General features: G+C 43.2%; 19 protein-coding genes. 2 read left to right on the plus strand and 17 right to left on the minus strand.

Annotation, left to right across the window (positions count from 1 at the left end):
• Positions 1 to 9: 9 nt before the first annotated feature.
• The 14 genes from ahpC to JZO70_RS03580 all read right to left on the minus strand — a co-directional run bounded on the left by ahpC (position 10) and on the right by JZO70_RS03580 (position 14,577).
• Entirely contained in the window at positions 10 to 573 is a 564-nt protein-coding gene (gene ahpC / locus JZO70_RS03510; protein WP_207672146.1) for an alkyl hydroperoxide reductase subunit C, read from the minus strand.
• 286 nt (positions 574 to 859) lie between these two features.
• Complete coding sequence (locus JZO70_RS22335; RefSeq protein WP_242703737.1) at positions 860 to 2,323, minus strand: AcpB/EbpR/MafR family transcriptional regulator; 1,464 nt, start codon at positions 2,321 to 2,323, stop codon at positions 860 to 862.
• A gap of 323 nt (positions 2,324 to 2,646) precedes the next feature.
• A complete protein-coding gene (locus tag JZO70_RS03525) occupies positions 2,647 to 3,393 on the minus strand; it encodes an ABC transporter permease (protein WP_207672147.1) in 747 nt (248 codons plus the stop codon).
• Positions 3,393 to 4,244, minus strand: coding sequence for an ABC transporter ATP-binding protein (locus JZO70_RS03530; RefSeq protein ID WP_207672148.1), 852 nt, complete (start codon positions 4,242 to 4,244; stop codon positions 3,393 to 3,395). Before JZO70_RS03530 ends, JZO70_RS03525 begins: the two co-directional genes overlap by 1 nt.
• Positions 4,245 to 4,353: 109 nt before the next feature.
• On the minus strand, positions 4,354 to 5,673 hold the full coding sequence (locus JZO70_RS03535) for a sensor histidine kinase (RefSeq protein ID WP_207672149.1): 1,320 nt from the start codon (positions 5,671 to 5,673) through the stop codon (positions 4,354 to 4,356).
• Positions 5,670 to 6,458, minus strand: a complete 789-nt coding sequence (locus JZO70_RS03540; protein ID WP_207672150.1) for a LytR/AlgR family response regulator transcription factor — start codon at positions 6,456 to 6,458, stop codon at positions 5,670 to 5,672. Before JZO70_RS03540 ends, JZO70_RS03535 begins: the two co-directional genes overlap by 4 nt.
• 77 nt (positions 6,459 to 6,535) lie before the next feature.
• The gene (locus JZO70_RS03545) at positions 6,536 to 7,693 is read right to left on the minus strand and encodes an MFS transporter (RefSeq protein ID WP_207672151.1); all 1,158 of its coding nucleotides are present in this window, start codon (positions 7,691 to 7,693) and stop codon (positions 6,536 to 6,538) included.
• A gap of 73 nt (positions 7,694 to 7,766) precedes the next feature.
• Positions 7,767 to 8,081, minus strand: coding sequence for a carboxymuconolactone decarboxylase family protein (locus JZO70_RS03550; protein ID WP_207672152.1), 315 nt, complete (start codon positions 8,079 to 8,081; stop codon positions 7,767 to 7,769).
• Positions 8,082 to 8,083: 2 nt separating this feature from the next.
• Positions 8,084 to 8,503 (minus strand): cupin domain-containing protein, encoded by a 420-nt coding sequence (locus tag JZO70_RS03555; protein ID WP_207672153.1) that lies wholly within the window; start codon positions 8,501 to 8,503, stop codon positions 8,084 to 8,086.
• Between the two features lie 14 nt (positions 8,504 to 8,517).
• Complete coding sequence (locus tag JZO70_RS03560; RefSeq protein ID WP_207672154.1) at positions 8,518 to 9,027, minus strand: flavodoxin; 510 nt, start codon at positions 9,025 to 9,027, stop codon at positions 8,518 to 8,520.
• A 189-nt stretch (positions 9,028 to 9,216) separates the two neighbouring features.
• The gene (locus JZO70_RS03565) at positions 9,217 to 10,098 is read right to left on the minus strand and encodes a LysR family transcriptional regulator (protein WP_207672155.1); all 882 of its coding nucleotides are present in this window, start codon (positions 10,096 to 10,098) and stop codon (positions 9,217 to 9,219) included.
• Positions 10,099 to 10,146: 48 nt separating this feature from the next.
• Positions 10,147 to 11,127 carry an aldo/keto reductase gene (locus JZO70_RS03570; protein ID WP_207672156.1) on the minus strand — a complete coding sequence of 327 codons (981 nt, stop codon included), beginning with the start codon at positions 11,125 to 11,127 and terminating at the stop codon, positions 10,147 to 10,149.
• Positions 11,128 to 11,241: 114 nt separating this feature from the next.
• On the minus strand, positions 11,242 to 12,708 hold the full coding sequence (locus JZO70_RS03575) for a 6-phospho-beta-glucosidase (RefSeq protein WP_207672157.1): 1,467 nt from the start codon (positions 12,706 to 12,708) through the stop codon (positions 11,242 to 11,244).
• 15 nt (positions 12,709 to 12,723) lie between these two features.
• Complete coding sequence (locus tag JZO70_RS03580; RefSeq protein ID WP_207672158.1) at positions 12,724 to 14,577, minus strand: beta-glucoside-specific PTS transporter subunit IIABC; 1,854 nt, start codon at positions 14,575 to 14,577, stop codon at positions 12,724 to 12,726.
• A gap of 195 nt (positions 14,578 to 14,772) precedes the next feature.
• On the opposite strand from JZO70_RS03580, the gene JZO70_RS03585 reads away from it, so the two are divergent.
• Positions 14,773 to 15,657 carry a MurR/RpiR family transcriptional regulator gene (locus JZO70_RS03585; RefSeq protein ID WP_207672159.1) on the plus strand — a complete coding sequence of 295 codons (885 nt, stop codon included), beginning with the start codon at positions 14,773 to 14,775 and terminating at the stop codon, positions 15,655 to 15,657.
• 59 nt (positions 15,658 to 15,716) lie between these two features.
• Here JZO70_RS03585 and JZO70_RS03590 read toward each other — a convergent pair whose 3' ends face one another.
• Together JZO70_RS03590 and JZO70_RS03595 are read right to left on the minus strand one after the other, a co-directional pair.
• Entirely contained in the window at positions 15,717 to 16,061 is a 345-nt protein-coding gene (locus JZO70_RS03590) for a winged helix-turn-helix domain-containing protein (protein ID WP_207672160.1), read from the minus strand.
• Between the two features lie 152 nt (positions 16,062 to 16,213).
• Positions 16,214 to 17,482: a helix-turn-helix domain-containing protein gene (locus JZO70_RS03595; protein WP_207672161.1), complete on the minus strand. Its 1,269-nt coding sequence runs from the start codon at positions 17,480 to 17,482 to the stop codon at positions 16,214 to 16,216.
• Between the two features lie 379 nt (positions 17,483 to 17,861).
• Between JZO70_RS03595 and dat the strand changes: the two genes are divergently transcribed.
• Positions 17,862 to 18,719: a D-amino-acid transaminase gene (dat, locus tag JZO70_RS03600; RefSeq protein ID WP_207672162.1), complete on the plus strand. Its 858-nt coding sequence runs from the start codon at positions 17,862 to 17,864 to the stop codon at positions 18,717 to 18,719.
• A gap of 43 nt (positions 18,720 to 18,762) precedes the next feature.
• Here the strand turns inward: dat and JZO70_RS03605 are convergent, their stop codons facing one another.
• A complete protein-coding gene (locus JZO70_RS03605; protein WP_207672163.1) occupies positions 18,763 to 19,659 on the minus strand; it encodes an LCP family protein in 897 nt (298 codons plus the stop codon).
• Positions 19,660 to 19,681 lie beyond the last annotated feature (22 nt).

Below are 19,681 nucleotides of genomic sequence, written 5' to 3' on the forward strand. Positions count from 1 at the left end.
CGCCGCTCCTTAAATTTTGCCAACTAGGTCGAAGCTTGGTTTCAATGTTTCGCCGTCTTCTTTCCATTTTGCAGGACATACTTCACCTGGATGGGTGCGTACATATTGCGCTGCGCGGATTTTGTCCACTAAAGTACTTGCATCACGGCCAATACCGTCTGCATTGATTTCCATTGCTTGGACAATGCCGTCTGGATCAATGATGAATGTACCGCGTTGTGCTAAACCAGCTTCTTCATCTAATACATCAAAAATGCGTGAAATTTGATGAGAAGGATCACCAATCATTGTGTACTCAATTTTGCCAATCGCATCTGAAGTATCGTGCCAAGCTTTGTGAGTAAAGTGCGTATCAGTTGAACAAGAGTAAACTTCCACACCTAATTCTTTCAATTTTCCGTATTGTTCTTGTAAATCTTCTAATTCAGTTGGGCAGACAAAGGTGAAATCGGCCGGGTAAAAACATAAAACACTCCATTTGCCAGAAAAATTCTCATGTGAAACCTCGATAAATTCTCCTTGATGATACGCGTTTGCTTGAAACTCTTCAACTTGCTTTCCAATTAATGACATAGGTAAATTCCTCCTGTTTTTATATTGAGAATAGCTTCCCTTAATTGAAAAAACCGACTGAAAAAACGGCACATACTAAGTTTACTGCTCTCATTTATTTATAATCATTATAAACAGAAACTCATTCTTTTGCAAACACTTTTTTGTGATTTTTTGACGAATAATTGCAAAAAACCGGATGATTCCTTTACCATCAAGGGTATAGGCCAATCATCCGGTTGACTATTTTTCTTGAAATTTTCGATCAGTGCTTTTTTGCTGACAGAAAAAGATGGTCTTTCGTTTTCTAGCTAAACTGCTGATAAATAAATTGTTGAATCCGCTGAATCGACTTTTTACTGGGGAATATTTCCCAGTAAAGGGTTGCTTCGGGATTGAAGCTCAAATTCTCGTAAATACGATCCGCGATCACTAAGTCCGTGTCTTTTTCAATGGTACTGGTGACTTGAATATCCATATCCAGCCGCTGGAAAACATTGCGCTTGATGACCTCCATATACTCATCGCCAAAGACCGATAGGACACAAATTGAAAGTTTTTGCGCTTCCTTTTCTACTTCTATGTACTGACAAATTAGAAATTTGTAGCTGGTCAGCAGAAAGTCGCGATTTTTTTGCAGCGAGGGTTCCATTTTACACAGTTGGTCAAACATCAACTGGACCTTGGCATCGAAGTTTGAATTGGTAAACAGAGCAGCACCTAGGTCAATTTCCATCAACACTCCCGATCCATGAAAAGTAAGAGCTTTGACATGCTTATGCATAAGGTTGGCATAAAGCAGACCGTAATCTTTTGCCGAAGGATAGACAGAAAATTGTTGATAGAATTCTGTCATCCACTGATTGGTCAGAGCACCGGCTCTCAACTCATGGGTTTGGCAATAAAACAGCATGTCGCCGATATTGTTGTTATCGGAGAGATGGTATTCTTGAGAAAATAGGACTATATAGGCATAGGCGAGTTCGGCTCTTACTTGAGTGTCATCCTTGAGCTGGAAAAATAGTTTGAACAAGGGTTCCACTTTCTTGCAAAGGCCAGCAAAATGACGGCTATCCTTCAACATCTCATGATCTAGTATGGCCGGATCAACGTAGTTTTTTTGCAAAATCCGGGTGATAATTACCCCTAAATCGTTGGCTACCTTTTGCTTTTCGACAATCCCCAGTCTCCGACCTCGGATCTTTTCCACGTATTTAATTGAACGTTCGATGATCTTTTTGTTCACTCGGGGGAATGGCCAGGAAACACCACTGCTGGAGTGCCAAAAGAATTCAGTATAAAAGAAACGGATTTGGTGTTCACTGCCGTGCAGCTGACCACGACTATTGGTACTAAAAGTTAAGTCAAACTGTTGAAGCGTCTCGTTTAGGGCCAGCATCTTTTTATACAATGAATTATAGGAGAGAAAATGTTCTTCAGCGAAATCCTTCAATCGTATCTCACCTTTGTTAAACAGCTCGATCATGGCTTGATACTGAACACTTTGACTTAAATAGTTAAGCAATATGCGATGAAGAGAAAAATTTTCTTTAGCGTTAAAATAGATAGTATTGCGTTCTTTGACAATGACGGGCGCGACTATTCCCCAGTCAGAGAAGTCTGCCTGAATGGTTTCAATCGCTTGAGCGGCTGTTCCGCGAGCAACCTGAAGGTACTGGGCCAGCTCATCCAGACTAACTTTTTCTTTGTTGTTCAATAGAGTCAGTATATCCACCTTGCGGCATACATTCACATCAAGAAACTTTTTCATTTCAGAACTCTCTTCAGCTATTGATTGAAGTAAGTATAGGTAAAAACCATCTGGTTTGAAAATGATAATGGTTCTAATTTGCAAATTTTATGAAAAATATAGTATTTTCTGCAAAATAGTTACTTGCTAATTTCCCTTGGCTTTCGTCAAAAAAGTATCCAGCAAAAACTTCCTGCAGGATACTTTAATTGTTTATTGCTCTTTAGCTGCTGCCTGCAAGGCTTTTTCAATCACCTGATGCATACAAAATAGCGACACATTCCCAAGCGACCACCAAAGATTACCTGTTGATCCTGATCGGCTAAAGTATTGAGGTCATGAAATTACTCTCTTTCAAACCCGCTTTTACGATAATTGACCACAAATAAACACGAAATCACCAGCAGCTCCACAATTAACACCAGCCAGCTTTGAATTGAAAGGCCCTGGTTGCTACCTTCAGCAAAAGCCGACACCATATTACCGACAATGCCGGTGTATAGAAACCCGCTGATATTTTGAAAACTATCAGCTAGATTGCCAAACATCGGAACCAGCATTAAGACTAAGATAAATACCGCACATAAATTGCTGGAGGCCATTTGATTTTTGGCAAATAGGCCAATCAACATTCCCAGTACACAGCTGGTTAAACTGGCCAGTGAAGTTACAAAAAGGTACAAACCTAGATTCAGCTGGCTCATGTCAATCCCGCATAAAAACAAGATCAGCAGATTGATCACCACCGAAACGGCAAATGAAGGGATCACCGAGCTGACAAAATATTCTCCCCCGTTCACCGAAGATGTCATCAGGGTTCGCAGCGTGCTTTTCTCTTTGTCTTTTGCCAGCATCGTGGCCGGCATCATCATAGATACACTAGTTAGATTCATCAATAGACCTAAATTTAGAACCAACGCCAGCATCATTGGCGGCATCGCTTCACCATCTAAAATATTTTGATAAAGAAAACGCATCAACAACGTCAACAGCGGCACCATGCTAGCGGTGATTAGAAAGGTTTTGTTGCGGAATAATTCCTTGAACTTGAATCTGGTTAAAACAACAATTTTACTGATGGACAGACTCATTAGTTTAATCCCCTTCCAGTTACGGTTAGAAAGACACTTTCCAAGGTTGGTTCACAGGTGTGGATGGATTCTACCACATCCCTGGTTAGCCAATCACTCAGCTTTTTCGTATTTTCCTCGGTGTGAGCCAAGGTCACTTCTTCTCTAGTATTTAGTAACACTCGGTATTTCTTCTCAGAATTGTAGCGCAGGCAAATTTCCTGCGGGGTGCCGAATTCCACAATCTTGCCGTCATTCAATAAGGCCACATGGTCGCATAGCTTCGCAGCTTCCTCCATGTTGTGGGTGGTTAAGAAAATCCCCATCCCGGCTTCCTTTAATTCCAGCAGCAGGCGGTGAATTTCCCGAGCAGTGGTAGGATCGAGTCCGGAAGTTGGTTCATCCAAAAATAAAACCTTCGGCTGATGCAAGACTGCGCGGGCTAAAATCAAGCGCTGTTCTTGGCCTTTGGATAATTTTCCAGCTAACTGTTTTTTCTGTTCGGTTAGTCCAACTCGATCCAGCAACTCCTCGATCCGTTCTTTAGGCACCTGCAGCAATTGAGCAAACAGCAGCAGATTCTCGTAGACGCTGAATTCTTCATAGATTCCGCTGGCATCGGTGACAATCCCGATTTTCTCATAAATTTTCTCGTTGAGCTTGCGAGTATCGCTGCCTAAAATGAAGGCTTCGCCGGAGCTTTGGATCATTTGCCCAGTGATGATTTTAATCGTAGTTGTCTTGCCGGCCCCTGATGGTCCTAAGAATCCTAATATTTCACCGGCCGCCAGGGTCATGTTGATATCTTTTAGGGCGTGGTTATTAATAAACACTTTTGAGATATGTCTGAGTTTTAATAGTTCTTCTTTCATCAGGCGTCCTCCGTTCATAGTTAAACTAACTATAAAGAGCCAGGAGCTGAAATTGTTCGTTGCGTCCAAAAAAGACCGAAACCTGTCTTTTTTGGCAAGGCTTCGATCTTTAAATGAGTTTAAAGGTCATCAATTGAATGAACTCTTGTTTTTCTACCCGAGTTTCTAACCAGACATCCGGGTAACGATGGGTAATTTCTTTTAAGTTGGCTAAGCCTAGGCCACGATTTTTTCCCTTAGTAGAATAGCCGTCGGTCCAGATCCGCTGCAAGTCCACCGACTGGCTGACGGGATTTTTCACCATGAAGGTCAGCTTGCCATTTTCCTTTAAGAGAACAATTGTCACTTGTCTTTGATGTTCATTGGCAGCAGCTTCGATGGCATTATCCAGCAGGATGCCACCGCAACGAAGCAAGTCAGAAATTTCCATTGGCACTTTTTTGACGGGTTCCATGACTTCAATGATTAGCTGAACATTGACTTTTTCCGCCTGCATCGCTTTAGCCATCAGCAAAGTTTTCAGCTCGATGACTTCGATGTTGGTCAACTGGTTCATTTGCTGCAAATCAAGCCGGATTTCTTTATCCATCTGCAGCATTTTGGTACTGATATAGGCTTGGGCATCGGCTACATCGCCGGATTCCATTTTGGCATAGAGTCCAGTGGCGACGTTTTTGTAGTCATGATGGATTTTCCGCAGATCCAGTTGAATTGCTTCTAATTTTTGCAAATAGACTTGCTGCTGCAACACCAATGCCTCTGATTCCCGCAGCCGCTGTTCCCGCAAGTATTCTCTGAGTAAAAAGACATAGACCGCGATTACCGCAACATAGCTGGCTGCATAAAGTGCGATCTGAAAACCAGAAAGAGTATTCAAAAAAACAATAGAGTTGATTAGCTCGATCGCTACATTCAGCAAACTGACTACCATAGCAATGGTTAAGGCCAGCTTAGGAAAACGGGCAATCTTGCCTAGTACGAAGAATACCCTGGTTTTTGATAGCAGGAGAAAAATCACCAGCATGATCGAATAAGTTAGCAGGTTTCCTAATCTAGTTGTCGCTGGTCCTGAAACAAACAGGCCTAGAATAGCGGTAACGATCTTCTGGATTGGCAAAAGAACGATGGTGTTGAACATGGCCAAGAAAAAAATCACTCGCCAGTCTACCACTTTGAAGATATACCGATGTAGTAACAGCGACAAGGCCGTATCTACGACAGCATGGAAAACCAGATAAGCCCCCAGTGGCATGTTCTGGGTAAAAAAAGCTAATAAAGCTAGGACCAAAGCCATCCCGGCATACATCAACCAAGTAAAGCTTCTTTTTCTTTTTTCTTTCGTGACTAGATAGACCATCACATACTCTAAGACGAATATGATCAAAAATATCAGAAACAAGAAAGCAATTCTAGTTAATTCGTCCTTCATCGTGCATTCTCCTCAAATAGTTCCTTCAACAACTTCCGGCCACCCCTGGACATCAAACAAACTGAACCATTTTCCATAATCACCGTATTATCAGAATAGTGGATTTGCTGGATTTTGCTTTTTTGCACCAAGTAGGAACGGTGAATTTTGATAAAATCCTCCGAAAGCTCCTGCTCAATCTTCTTTAACTCGCCGCGAAATTCCAACAAGCGGGTTTCGCTATGCAAGACAACTCGATGCGCTCCGACTGTTTCAAAAAACAAAATACTTTCCAAAGGCAGCTGATAGCTGGCGTCGGCCACTTTTACTGTGTAATAGCGTTGATTGTCGCCCACTTCTTTGGTCAATAAATGATGAATTTCCTGCAGACATTCCATCAGTTGTTCATTTAGTTTTTCAGGAACATCCTTGTACAAATAGCTCATGGCTTCCAAACGATATTTAAAGGTTTCAAAAATCAGTTCTTCATGGGTGGTGACAAAAATCAAAAAGCCCCGCGTGTCCAGTTCGCGAATTTCTTTGGCTAAGGAAAAGCCGTTATATGTATCATGCTTCAGATCAACGTCGAAAAAGTAAACGGCACGCATCGTGTGGCTCTGGCGATGCTCCAGTACTTCCAATGGATCACCGGTCACTAGGACAATCTCCATATCATAGGCATTAATCATAATTAAGTTGGAAATGATTTTTTCTAAGTACTCTCGGGTTTCTTTTACGTCGTCACAAATATAAATCGGTACCATGCTCCAACCACTTTCCATCAATAATTTATCTAATTTTAGCATTACTGACTCACGTAATCCACAGGAATTTTTAATCTTACACTTTGTTTGTGAAAAAAATAACTTGACCCAACAGCTGACTATTCCGCTGCCCGATCAAGTATGTTGAATTTCTTATTCGTAAGACTGGCACCAGCTGCTAGAATCAGCATCAGAATCCCTTCACCGATAAATAAGCCTTGCTGATTTAACACTGGAAGCAGCTGTTGGAAAACGGCAATGGTAATCGGCGCAAAGGCTGCCCCTAAATTGAAAGCCATCAGCAGAATTGACGTACTTTTTTCCGCATTGTCAGATTGCTGGTTCACTTCATTGAACAGATAAGGAATGAAGGTACGGAAGGCCAAACCGCAAAGGACCGCAGCAATCGAAGCTACGATGATGTTTGGCGCAAAAGCTGTTAGAAACATGGATGCGGCCAAGCCTACAAAGGCTAATGACAGCGTCCATTTTTTTGTGACAATCACCAAACGGCCGAAAAGAATCCCGGCCAGCATCGCACCTAATCCGACTAATGCAATTAGGTTGCTGCCGGCAGTTGCACCACCAATGCCCTTGTCTAATAGAAGCGACGTGATTTTCACCGTTACAGACATATAGACGGTCACTACTAAAATCAGCAGCCCGACATAGCCCCAAACGGCACGGCTGATTTTTTCTTTAGGAGCTGTCGGATTTTTTTCAGGCATTTTCGGCTTAACGGCCGGTACGAAAAGTGAAAATAGCAGCAACACCGGCAAAGCAATGCCATAGGCTAAAAAGGATATTCGCCAATTCATGATCAGCAGCTGTCCTACCGAGAAAGTAATCAGCATCCCGCCAATTCCTTCAAAGGAGCTTTGCAAGCCAATCACTGTTGCCAGTTCTCTGTTTTTATACAGGTTTCCAGCCAATGAATACAACAGCGGATTGAACAAACCAATTCCAATACCGAAGAAAACACGACTAAGAAAAAGCAGTAAAAATGATTGCGTAAATACTGGTAAAATTCCAGCAATAAATACAAGGAAAATCCCCAGTTGAACGGTTTGCTTGTAGCCGATTTTGCGGGCAATTTTATGACTGACCAGAATCGTTAAGATAATAAAAAGTGACGGAATGGTGGTTAGCAGCTCGATTAAGGTGCCATTGACGGTAGGATAGCTTTCCATGATGGCCGGGATATTTCCAGCAATTGCTCCGCCGGATACTACCAGCAGCGAGACTGATAGTAATGCTGTTTTAGTTAATTTATGCATGATTCCTCCTAAAGCTTACTATTGATTATATTGCATAGAAAAATGCGGCACCGAAGCGCCACATTTTCTAAATTTATTCACCAAAAATTTCTTTGGCCATGTTGAAGGCTGACCAAGCTTTCGGCCATCCAGCATAAAAAGCGATGTGAGTAATTAATTCTACGATTTCGTCTTTGGTTACGCCGTTTTGTTTGGCAATATTCAAGTGTGCTTCTAGTTGGGGAGCACCCATTGCTAGTAACGCGGAACAAGTAATCATGCTGCGGTCGTGAGCCGATAGTTGATCTTCCCGATCCCAAACTTCTCCGAATAATACATCATCGTTTAATGCTGCAAATTGTGGTGCGAATTCCCCTAAGTTGTCTCTTCCTGCTGTTTGTTTTGCCATGATTATTTTCCTCCTTCAAGTTGGTCGTAAATTTCGTCAGTTACTGGTTCCAACCATTCTGGTCTGCCAGCTGTAATAGCGATGTGTTCAAACCAGCTGTCTTTAGCCGCACCATGCCAATGTTTTACACCACCGTGGGTAACGATTACGTCGCCCGCTGTTAAGAATTGGGCCGATTTGCCGTCTTCTTGGTACCAGCCTTCGCCGCCGGTTACCAATAACAATTGAAAGCCGTCATGATGAATGTGCCAGTTGTTGCGGCAGCCGGGTTCAAAGGTCACGTTGCCCACCCCTACATTAACCTCTGGATCAGCAATTAGTGTTTTTAAATAGCTTTGGCCTACAAAATATTGAGCATAGGCGTCGTTTGTTTCTCCGATAGGAAAGATAACTCCATTTTTTACTTCTTCGTGTTTTGCCATTATAAATTCCTCCATTATTTTTCGTTTATTAGCCAGTTGTTGATGGCTTTGTCAGCTCGATCGACGCGAGAACCGCGAATCGGCAAACCTGTTTCGATAGTTGCTTGCGGACATAATTTTTGCAGCTCTTGAACACTGCTGCCCATCCCGCTGCCTTCGTGGGTACAAAATGGATGGATGGTTTTGCCGGTCCAATCGTTGGCTTTTAGAAAAGAAACAACGATTTGCGGCAGACCACCCCACCAGTTGGGATAGCCTAAAAAGATCGTCTGATAACGACTTAAGTCTAAGTCTTCAACTGTATACTCGACTGTTAGCTGCTGCTGGTGTTCTGCTTCCGCCAGTTTGGTGGTCTCTTGATAATTATTGGGATACGGGATCACTGGGGTGATTTCGAATGCTGGACAATTTAATTCGTCTGCGATTTTTTTAGCGGCTGCTTCTGTGTTGCCTACGGTCAGCTCTTGAATACTTCCGCCAACAAAGTTCTCCCCTTTGCGGGAAAAATAGATGACTGCTTTCATGGTGCACCTCCTTTTTGAGAAAGGCTTCGCAAATTTGTTCGATTTGCGAAGCCAGACACTAGTACTGTAGCTATAACGCTTATTCAATTGCGAAAACTTATATTTTTAATCATTGTAAAAAGCTGTAAGATGATAAGTTCATCCTACAGCTTAGTGAGGTATTCGTCTAATGCTTATTGAATCATAGTCCTATGCCTGGAAGGCATGTTTGAAGCGTTGGATCAGCTCTTCCACCACTGGAGTATGAATTCGGCGCTTCCAGACCAGCACACAATGAGTTTTCAATTCAGGCTCTAAGGGGACAAACTTGAACTGTTCCGTGTTGCGGTAGGCGGTGGCCCCTTCGATGGCTAAAGCGGAACCGACGCGATTTTCCACTAAAGAAAAAATGTTAAAAATCAGATTATAGGTACCAACGACATTCAGTTCTTCAAAGGGAGAGCCCAACCAATTAGCAATCAATTCCTGGACCTCCTTGCGATTGGAGCTTAACACGGGAATTCCTTTTAAATCAGCTGGTGCAAGGGTCTCCTTCTGGGCTAAAAAGGTCTCTTTGGAAACCAGCAAGCCCCAGCGTTCTTGCCGGGGAAGCACCAAGTAGTCGTAAGTACTCATATCGATGGGCTCCAGTAAAAGCGCCAAGTCCAAAATTCCTTTGTCTAAACGATCCAAAATATCGTCGCTGGTTCCTGTTACCAGATTAAAGCGCACCTGGGGATAATCGCTGATTAATTCTTCGATCATCATAGATAATGTGTCGGAATTGTCCGCCTCCACACAGCCGATGGTGAAGGTGCCGCTTAGCTGCTTCTTCTTTTGATCCAAAAAAGCCTGGTCCAGCTTATCGTTTAACATCAGAATTTCTTCTGCCCGCTCTTTTAAAAAGATCCCGTCTTCGGTTAAGGAAAGCTGATTGCGCTCCCGATGAAATAGGGGCACACCCGTGGATTCCTCCAGCTCCTTCATTTGGCGACTCAAGGTAGGCTGGGTGATATTTAACAGCTTAGCCGCCTTTGATATATTTTTTTCTTCTGCTACTGTCCAAAAATAGCGCAACAATCGAATTTCCATACTCCGCCTCTTTTCGTGTTTCTACTATTATATAGTAGCACGAATTACTTAGATCGCACCCACAACTTGGTGAGGTAAATAAGGTTCTTCCAGGTATTGTACTTCTTCAGCAGTCAGCTTTAATTCCAGCGCCGGTAATGCATCCAGCAGATGGCTTTCTTTGGTGGCACCGATGATTGGTGCCACCACTGCTTCTTTTTGCAGCAGCCAGGCTAAAGCCACTTGGGCCCGTTTGACCTGACGTTTTTCAGCAATTTCTGCCACTCGTTCCACAATCAACTTGTCTTGGTCAGCAGTCTTATCGTATTTTGATTTAGCGACAGTATCGGTTAAGAAACGTTTGGTAGTGGCTTCCCAATCACGAGTCAAACGTCCGGCAGCTAAGGGGCTATAAGGCGTCACCGCAACCTTTTGATCTTCACATAGCGGCAGCATTTCCCGTTCTTCTTCCCGATACAACAAATTCAAGTGATTTTGCATGGAAACAAATTTGGTCCAGCCGTTTTTGTCAGCGACAGCCTGCGCTTTAGCGAACTGCCAAGCGTACATGGCTGACGCGCCGATATAGCGAACCTTGCCGGATTTGACTAGATCGTGAAGAGCCTCCATTGTTTCTTCAATCGGGGTGTTGTAGTCCCAGCGATGAATGATGTATAAATCTACGTAGTCCATTTGCAGGCGCTCTAAGCTTTGATCGATTTCGTGGAAAATAGCTTTCCGTGACAAACCGCCGCTGTTTGGTGTCTTTTTCATGGTGGAAAATAGTTTCGTTGCTACTACGATTTCGTCACGGTTGGCGTATTCCTTCAAAACTGTTCCTAAAATCTGTTCACTCTCGCCGTAGGAATAAATATTGGCAGTATCGAAAAAGTTAATGCCTAAATCCAAGGCTTTTTTGATCACGGGACGGCTTTCGTCTTCTTGCAGAACCCATTCGTGGAAGCCGCTGTTGGGATCACCAAAGCCCATCGTACCTAAACAAAGCTGGGAAACCTCCATACCGGTATTGCCAAATTTTACGTAGTCCATGTACATTCCTCTTTTCTTTTGATAAGCCTAGTCTACGCCTTCGAGTGAACTCTAAGTCAATAGAAAAAATCTATACTCGGTAAGAGTTTGTCCTTCCACCGAGTATAGATTCCTTTAACCGACTGCTTGTTTTTCAGGTATTGCTAAGTTTTCACTAGTTAAATCTTCACCATTGGTTTCAATGACTTTTTTGTACCAGTAGAAGGATTTTTTCTTGGTACGTTCTAAGGTACCGTTGCCTTCATCGTCGCAATCCACATGGATAAAGCCGTAGCGTTTGCTCATTTGCCCGGTGCTGGCAGCGACTAGATCGACACAGCCCCAAGTAGTGTAGCCTAACAGTTCGATTCCGTCGATTTCCACCGCGTCTGTGAAGGCTTCAATGTGCTGACGCAGGTAGTCAATCCGGTATTCATCGTCCACAAAGCCGTTTTCGTCCGGCTGATCCACCGCTCCTAAGCCGTTTTCCACGATAAATAAGGGTTTTTGGTAGCGATCGTACATTTGGTTCAAGGCGTTTCTTAGTCCCATCGGATCAATTTGCCAGCCCCATTCGCTGGAAGCCAGGTTCGGGTTCTTGATGGTGGCAAAAACGTTGCCGGTGGTTTGTTCATAATCCTCGGAGTGGGCACTGACTGTCCGAGAAGAATAGTAAGAGAAGGACACAAAGTCCACTGGTGCAGAGGCCAAGGCTTCCACATCCTCTGGCTCGTTCACAATGTTCAAGCCCTCCCGCTCAAATTTCTTCAAGGCATAATTCGGGTATTTCCCACGAGCCTGCACATCGATGAAGAAATAGCCTTCTCGATCCCGGTCGATCGCTTCTTTGTAGTCTTCCGGACGACAGGTATATGGATAGTGATTCCCGCCAGCCAGCATACAGCCTACTTGATTTTTCGGATCGATCTCATGAGCCAGTTTGGTGGCGATAGCACTAGCCACCAGCTGATGATGAGCTGCTTGATACTTCACTTCTTCGTGATTTTCCCCTTCTTCAAAGACAATCCCACCGCCGACAAAGGGCTGATGCAGTAAAATATTGATTTCGTTGATGGTCAACCAATAGTTAACTAAGCCCTTGTAGCGTTTCAAAACAGTCTCGGCATAGCGAGCGTAAAAATCAATCATCTTGCGGTTGCGCCAAGAGCCGTATTCCTTGATTAAATGCAGTGGCACATCAAAATGGGCGATAGTCACTAAGGGTTCTATGTTGTATTTCCGCAGCTCTTTGAAAATCTCTTCGTAAAAGGCCAAGCCCGCTTCGTTGGGCTCTTGATCATCGCCGTTTGGAAAAATCCGCGACCAAGACAACGACATGCGATACACCTTGAAGCCCATTTCAGCAAAGAGCTTGATGTCTTCCATGTAACGGTGGTACATATCGATGGAGCGTTTGGCAGGATAGAAATAATCATCCTGCCACTCTAACATTTTCATTGTGCCGGCTGCGATTTTTTTACGATCTGGACCGCAAGGCAGCACGTCAATATTGGCTAACCCTCGGCCGCCTTCTAATACGCCACCTTCTACTTGGTTGGCAGCAGTGGCGCCGCCCCACAAAAAGTTATCTGGTAATCCCATAGTTTTTTCGCTCCTCTATACTTGAATCGTTAACATGACGTTGTCGATATTTTTCAATCCTAAGCTGTCTAATTTTACTTCTTTATAGTTGGCGGTATTAGTTACTACTACCGGTGTTTGGGTAGTGTAGCCTTCTGCCCGAATCTTGTCTAAGTCAAAGGTTAGCAATGTTTGTCCGCGAGTTACTTTGTCTCCTTGGGCAACTAACGCGTCAAAATATTTACCGTTTAGTTCTACCGTGTTTAACCCTACGTGAATCAATAGTTCCACGCCATTTTCGCAGCGTAGTCCAATCGCATGTTTCGTTGGGAACAGGCTGACCACTTCCCCGTCAAATGGTGCAACAATTTTTCCTTCTGTTGGTTCAAAGGCAACCCCTTGGCCCAGCATGCCAGTTGAGAAGGCTTCGTCTGTTACTTCAGCCAATGGCATCATTTCCCCGTTGATGGGACTGTTGATTAAAATTGAATCTACTTCAATCACTGAATTGGTAGTTTTTTCTTGAACTTCTTCTTTTTCAAAACGCAGGCTTAACAAGTATGTGGCAATCGCTGTCGTAATCATGGTAATGGCAATCGCGATCAGGATGTTGATCAAGTTAGAGATATCTTCACCAATGTACAGTGGAATCGCTGGTAAACCAGATGATCCGGTGGCAAAACGAGACGCTCCGCTGACTCCGGCGTACAATCCGCCTAATCCCCCACCAATCATGGTTCCGATCAAGGGATATTTCTTCGGTAAAGCAACCCCGTATAAGGCTGGTTCCGTAATTCCCATTAAAGCTGTAATTCCGGCAGAAACTGCCACTTGCTGTTCTTTTTGGACTTTGGTTCTGCGGCTGGCAACTAACGATGCAACACCGGTAGCAATGTTTGAAACCATCGCACCAGGTCCAAAGATATTGGCATAACCGACAGAAGTTAATTGAATGACATCCAACGGTCCAATACTTGTATGAATTCCGAACATTACCATCACTGGTAATAATGTTCCCACAATCACGGCTGGTGCCCATGGCGCAACTGTGCGGATGCCGTTAAAGCCGGCAGCGATAAATTCACCAACATATGAGCCTAATGGTCCCACAGCAACTAATGCCACGATCCCGGTTAACAGGATGGTAAACATCGGTACAAAGACAATCTTCACGGCATTTGGAATGATGCGGTTGAAAAATTTTTCAATAAAGGACTGGACAATGACAATCAATAGAATCGGAATCACACTGGCGCCATATCCCACTAAACGAACTGGCATTGCGAATAATTCCACTGGATTGCCTTCCGCGATCAAGGCTGCGAAGTTGGGATGCAGCAGCACGCCGGCTAAGGCCATCGCTAAGTAAGGGTTACATTTTAATTTTCGAGCAGCTGTATTAGCTAGGAAAAAGGGCAAGAAATAGAACACCGCGTCTGCCATAAAATTAACAATATAGTAGGTTTGACTTTCGTTAGAAACTAGATTGAATAATACTAGTAGAGCCAAAAGTGCCTTGATCATCCCGGCACCACTCATGGCGGGAATAATCGGACTAAAGGAGGTCGAAATAAATTCAATTCCTAAGGTCAACAGATTTTTCTTTTTGCCATCACCGGTATCGGCAACTTCTTCAAGTTCTCCTAATTGGGCTTTGACATCTTCATAGACTTCACTGACATGAGTACCAATAACTACTTGGAATTGGCCGCCGCTGTCGATGACGCCTGCGACACCATCCAGCTGCCCAAGTTGATCCTTGGCTGCTTTGTTTGTGTCCACTAAGTCAAATCGCAAGCGTGTTTGACAATGAATCAGATTTTTTACATTTGCTTTACCACCAACAAGCTCGATAATTTCTTTTGCTAATTTTTCGTATTTACCGGACATTTCTTTCACTCCTTATGATTTCCCGCGCGCTTCGTACTCTTAATATACGGGTAGGGGTATCCGCTTTCAATGATTTCGGTAGAACCTGGTCCATAGTTTCACCTTTTACTTTATTTGCCATCGATTTAGTGAAACTATTTGAAACTTTTTTGCTATACTAGCCTTAATAAGGAAGTTTGAAAGGAGGCGTTGGCCATGAAGCTGTTGCAAAAGATTGAAGAATATACCATTACCCAAAAGGATTCCAAGCAGCAGATTGCTGAGCTGCTGCTGGAGCATAAGAACGAGATTCAAAGCTATTCGATGGAGAAAATTGCCAAAGAATCCTTCTCCTCCAAGTCAGCTTTGGTGCGTTTTGGCAAATCGCTCGGCTTTGCCGGCTGGAAGGATTTTTTCCAAGCTTTAATCGAAGAAATTCATTATGAAGAAAAGCATTATTCCGATATTGATCCCAATCTGCCCTTTAATCAGGAGGATTCCTATAGCGAGATCATTCAAAAAATCGCCACGATTCAAATCGAGAGTATTCAAGATACCGCGGACCGAATTGATGTGAATGTCCTAGACGAAGCAGTGACTATTTTACTGAAGGCGCAACGGGTGGTTTTACTAGGAGTTAGTCCCAATAATTTGCTGGGAGAAGTTTTTCGCCGTAAGATGGCCACGCTGGGCCGCAGCATTGAAGTGATTCAAAGCGGGGAAATCGGCATGATCTCCCATTCTTTGACGAAAAAGGATGCGGCGATTATTGTTTCTTATTCGGGAAATGATGCCGGTCGGGAGCCGATGCGGTTTATTTCGTTAATGAAGAAGAACGGGGTAATGCTGATTGGCTTAACTAGTGAGGGGGACAATTATATTCGTAAGGTGATTCCCACCGTCTTGACGATTTCTTCCCGGGAACGGCTTTTTAAGAAAATCAGCAACTTCTCTACCGAAGAGTCGATTCTCTTCCTATTAAATATTTTGTATGCCGGGTATTTCTCGAAGAATTATATTCGCAATTATACCTTTAAGGTAGGAAATTCGATTGCTTTGGAGGAAACGCGGAAGATTAGTCAGTTTGATTTGAAGGAATAATTAAGAAAGCGAAGCTGAGGATTTGTTGAAATCCCTCCGCTTCGCTTTTTATGACCCATTTACTCTTCAACGATCTGAATCTTTAATTCAACCGCATCATTCAGCTTGTAGCCTTTGCCATGGACGCTATAGAAAATGTCTTCGATGTTTAGGGTGTCGCTAATCTTTTTCTTCATGCGAAACAGGTAATATCGGATTTTTTGCGAGTCACGTTTTCCACGAAACTCCTCTTCCTTCCAGATTTCTTCGTTTAAGGTGACTGGTGAGACAAAGGCTGCCTTTTCGCGGCGAACAAACAGTTTGATTAGAATCATCAATTCCTTCGCGCTGAGTTCCACTGAATTTCTGCCGCAGACTAAGGTGCAATTTTCAATTGTTAGTAATAATAGCTTTTTCGTTTCCAAACAGACACCTCCCCTTTTTAAATACCATATGTTATATAATGATTATATCCTCTCAATCCTAAATATAGCGGTTTTGAATAGTCCGCAACAAAAAAAGTGCTTTAGCGCACTTTTTCAGTAAGTTGTATTCAATTGTCAGAAAATTGTTTTTACTAAGCTAGACTTCGCGTGCCAAAGTAGGTAGTGGATATTTTCGTCGCCAAGTGCCCCCATTTCGAGGCGCTTTTGTACTGATTTTTTCCTTCGAAGTGCTGAATCATCAGCTTGCAGACGTCCATCGCCTGGAAGGGATTGGCAGCAATCCGGCTTTCTTCTTCAAAGTATTGCTCACTCAAGCATTCTACCACTGCTTGATTTTCTTCCTTGGCATTTAACAAAATCAAGTAAAATTGCCGATTGGGCAAATCTTCGCTAGTTAAGGGGTACTCCTCAGCTAACGAGGCGACCTGCTTGGCCTCTTCAGTCTTGCCAAAATTAAGCAAGGAAGCGGCCATGGTGTAAATGTAAGGTACCACATTCAACATAAAGCAATGGTTGGCGGCATTTCGTTTGATTGTGGCAATGATTGATTTCTTTTCCGGCGTAATCTTATCGGTATAGGCGAAAAGCAGAATCTTGCTGATCAATTCCAAGACGGCTTTCGATTGTTTTTCCGTCTTCGGCTGCTGGATATTTTTTTCTAAGAAATGGGCCGCCTCATCGATAAAGCCATAATAGATCATACACTTGCCGTAAAGGTAATTCCAGGCCACCAGAAAGTTTTCTGGATTCTCCAACTGATCAATCTCACTTTTAATTTCCGTCAAGGTCCGCAGCAAATCGGCTCTAACACCACGATTCCATTGAATCATACTCCGTCTTAATAGCATACAGACTCTTTCTTCCTGCTCATCGGATTTTATCAGGTCTATGTAGCGATTCGCATACTTCTCGGCTTCGTCGAATTGCTTCTTATTCAGCGCATTCATTAATAGGTAAAATAAAGCAGCTCTTCTAAGTTCACTATCCAAGCTCTCGTTCAAATAGATAGTATGTAAAAACTCCATGATTTCCTTTTGCTTCTTCTTTCTAGTAAAGGTTGTTAAAGAGTGAGCAAAAATATCGCTGGCTAAGTATTGCTGAGGCGTTAGCGTTTTTTCCTTTTGAATGCGGCGAATCAAAGCAATCTTGTCAAAATCTTCTTCGCTGACTATTTGCTTTATCCAAGGATAGAAGCATTCGCTGTCGACTTTTTCTACTTCAGAAAAATGAGTTGGTAGATTAAAAATCTCCGACACCCAAATCTCGATTTCAATCGACGGCTTTCTTCTGCCTTTTTCAATGTTCGATAAATGAGACACGGTAATGTGCATTCGTTTGGCTAAGGCATTCATTGACCAGCCGGCCATTAAGCGTTTCCATCTAATTATCCGTCCAATCATACGACCCTCTCCCTGATATATTTTTTCCTATACTTTAATTTTAGGGGAGAAAAAATGATTTTACGAATGATATGCACTCTGCTCTTTTTACCTAATTTTAATTTTAAGCCAATTTCCACTGAAAAATCCCCTGCTAAACATTAGTTATTACCGTTCATTTAAGCCACACGCTTACTATTCGTAAGGCATTTTCGCACGATTCATTGACCTTTTTATTTGATTAAATTATGATGGTCTAAACATGAATAAAATCTAACTAAGTGATTCGGTTGTTTTTGCTGCCGATGATTTGAAGATGCTAGAATTTATCACAGGATTTGGTCATACCGCAGCTTGAAGAGCTCGGTAGTGCGTTAGCAAAAAGAAAGCGGGGAGAAAAATGAAGGTTATTTTGAATGGTCAATTGGTGGATCGCAATGAAGCAAAGGTAGATATCGAAGACCGCGGGTATCAATTTGGTGATGGGATTTACGAAGGATTTCGCGTTTACCACCGTAAAATATTTACCCTTGATGAGCACCTTCAGCGGCTATTTCGCAGTGCAGAACTAATTGATATGACGATTCCTTATACGCAGGAAGAACTGGCAACCCAGCTGTATGACCTGATCGAAGCCAATCAATTGGATAGCGGCATGCTTTATTTGCAGATTTCTCGTGGTACACAGCCACCGCGCAATCATGTGTATTTGTCGGAAACCAAAGCAGTGATGATGGCGACTACCTTGGTGGGACCTCGTGATCCGGCGACTTTTGAAAAAGGCATCACCGCTGTCACAGCAGTCGATGATCGCTGGCTGCATTGCGATATCAAGAGCTTGAATTTGCTGGGCAACATCATGGCGAAAAATCAGGCAGCAAAAGTTGGTGCTGACGAAGCGATTTTGTATCGGGATGAAGATCACGTGACAGAGTGCTCCCACTCCAATGTGTCGATTGTAAAAGATGGCGTTCTCATTACTCATCCGGCAGACAACTTGATCCTAAACGGGATTACCCGACAAACCATTTTGAAGCTGGCAAGAGAAAATGACATTCCGGTAGAAGAACGGGTTTTCACCGTTGAAGAATTGAAAAATGCCGATGAAGTGATTGTTTCCAGTATTATGGCAGAAGTTACTCCGGTTACCGCCATTGATGGAAAAACGATTGGCGATGGCAAACGTGGTCCTATTTCGGCTAAGCTGGAGGAATACTTCACAGCTGAAATCGAAAAGAATTGCGGTATAACACTATAAAAAATTGTTCACTCAGCCGCTGATTTGGCCGAGTGAACTTTTTTTATTTTAGAAACTCATGAATAGCGGTTTGGTTAGGTTCCAACTCCAGCTCCAAGACGCTGCCAGAAGGAGTATCATCGTTGTAATCCCAGCTGCCTGCTACTGGGATCGATAAAGTTTTAATTGGTTTTTGATCTCCTTTGATAAAATCCATTCCACAAGCGATTAGGACTTTGTTGGGTAAATTTGTTTCGATGCTGCCTAGCAGTTTGCCGATGGTTTTAGGCAATTTAACTAAGGTGGTTACCTCTTTGGCCTGCTGGCTCAAGGCTTCTACCACCTGCTGCTGGCGTTTGATCCGGCCAAAATCGCCTTCACCGTCTCCACGATAGCGGGCATATTGCAGCAAGGTGTTGCCGTCCATTTGCTGCTTACCGGTCTGAATTTCCACACCGTCTAACTCGAAGGACTCCTGGGCGTCGATGGTTACACCTTTGGGGAAAAGTTCATTGATACAATCGACAAAATTGTCGAAGGTCATACTAAGATAGTAAGGCGGCTCTACCTCTAGATTGTTCTTCAAAGTCTGCTGCAACAGCGGAATGCCGCCGTAAAAATAAGCGGCGTTGATTTTGTCCAGATCATAGCCGGGAATATCCACGTAGGAGTCCCGCATGATGGAAATCAGCTTAGGCTGTTTAGTTTCCCGATTGTATTGACCAATCATTAAGCTGTCCGATCGACCACTTTCTTCATCCGGCCGGGCATCTGAGCCGACTAGCACGACATTGATCACCTCTGGTACACCTTCAGGTACTGGCAAAGCTGACGAATTTTTAGTCTGATTGGTTTGCGGCTTTTCAGCTGAAAAACCGTTGAGGAACTCAAAGGAAGTAAAGCCTATTGCGGCCACTATTAAGGTCAAAACTAGAATTACCGCTGTCTGTCGTTTATTCATTTTTTGTTTCCTTTCTATTGAA

Source organism: Candidatus Enterococcus moelleringii, assembly GCF_017377575.1.
Lineage (GTDB): Bacteria > Bacillota > Bacilli > Lactobacillales > Enterococcaceae > Enterococcus_A > Enterococcus_A moelleringii.

What these genes read in the sequence shown, in the direction of transcription:
- ahpC (WP_207672146.1), bottom strand. Translation starts at nt 573, where the DNA reads ATGTCATTAATTGGAAAGCAAGTTGAAGAGTTTCAAGCAAACGCGTAT.
- JZO70_RS22335 (WP_242703737.1), bottom strand. Translation starts at nt 2,323, where the DNA reads ATGAAAAAGTTTCTTGATGTGAATGTATGCCGCAAGGTGGATATACTG.
- JZO70_RS03525 (WP_207672147.1), bottom strand. Translation starts at nt 3,393, where the DNA reads ATGAGTCTGTCCATCAGTAAAATTGTTGTTTTAACCAGATTCAAGTTC.
- JZO70_RS03530 (WP_207672148.1), bottom strand. Translation starts at nt 4,244, where the DNA reads ATGAAAGAAGAACTATTAAAACTCAGACATATCTCAAAAGTGTTTATT.
- JZO70_RS03535 (WP_207672149.1), bottom strand. Translation starts at nt 5,673, where the DNA reads ATGAAGGACGAATTAACTAGAATTGCTTTCTTGTTTCTGATATTTTTG.
- JZO70_RS03540 (WP_207672150.1), bottom strand. Translation starts at nt 6,458, where the DNA reads ATGCTAAAATTAGATAAATTATTGATGGAAAGTGGTTGGAGCATGGTA.
- JZO70_RS03545 (WP_207672151.1), bottom strand. Translation starts at nt 7,693, where the DNA reads ATGCATAAATTAACTAAAACAGCATTACTATCAGTCTCGCTGCTGGTA.
- JZO70_RS03550 (WP_207672152.1), bottom strand. Translation starts at nt 8,081, where the DNA reads ATGGCAAAACAAACAGCAGGAAGAGACAACTTAGGGGAATTCGCACCA.
- JZO70_RS03555 (WP_207672153.1), bottom strand. Translation starts at nt 8,503, where the DNA reads ATGGCAAAACACGAAGAAGTAAAAAATGGAGTTATCTTTCCTATCGGA.
- JZO70_RS03560 (WP_207672154.1), bottom strand. Translation starts at nt 9,027, where the DNA reads ATGAAAGCAGTCATCTATTTTTCCCGCAAAGGGGAGAACTTTGTTGGC.
- JZO70_RS03565 (WP_207672155.1), bottom strand. Translation starts at nt 10,098, where the DNA reads ATGGAAATTCGATTGTTGCGCTATTTTTGGACAGTAGCAGAAGAAAAA.
- JZO70_RS03570 (WP_207672156.1), bottom strand. Translation starts at nt 11,127, where the DNA reads ATGGACTACGTAAAATTTGGCAATACCGGTATGGAGGTTTCCCAGCTT.
- JZO70_RS03575 (WP_207672157.1), bottom strand. Translation starts at nt 12,708, where the DNA reads ATGGGATTACCAGATAACTTTTTGTGGGGCGGCGCCACTGCTGCCAAC.
- JZO70_RS03580 (WP_207672158.1), bottom strand. Translation starts at nt 14,577, where the DNA reads ATGTCCGGTAAATACGAAAAATTAGCAAAAGAAATTATCGAGCTTGTT.
- JZO70_RS03585 (WP_207672159.1), top strand. Translation starts at nt 14,773, where the DNA reads ATGAAGCTGTTGCAAAAGATTGAAGAATATACCATTACCCAAAAGGAT.
- JZO70_RS03595 (WP_207672161.1), bottom strand. Translation starts at nt 17,482, where the DNA reads ATGATTGGACGGATAATTAGATGGAAACGCTTAATGGCCGGCTGGTCA.
- dat (WP_207672162.1), top strand. Translation starts at nt 17,862, where the DNA reads ATGAAGGTTATTTTGAATGGTCAATTGGTGGATCGCAATGAAGCAAAG.
- JZO70_RS03605 (WP_207672163.1), bottom strand. Translation starts at nt 19,659, where the DNA reads ATGAATAAACGACAGACAGCGGTAATTCTAGTTTTGACCTTAATAGTG.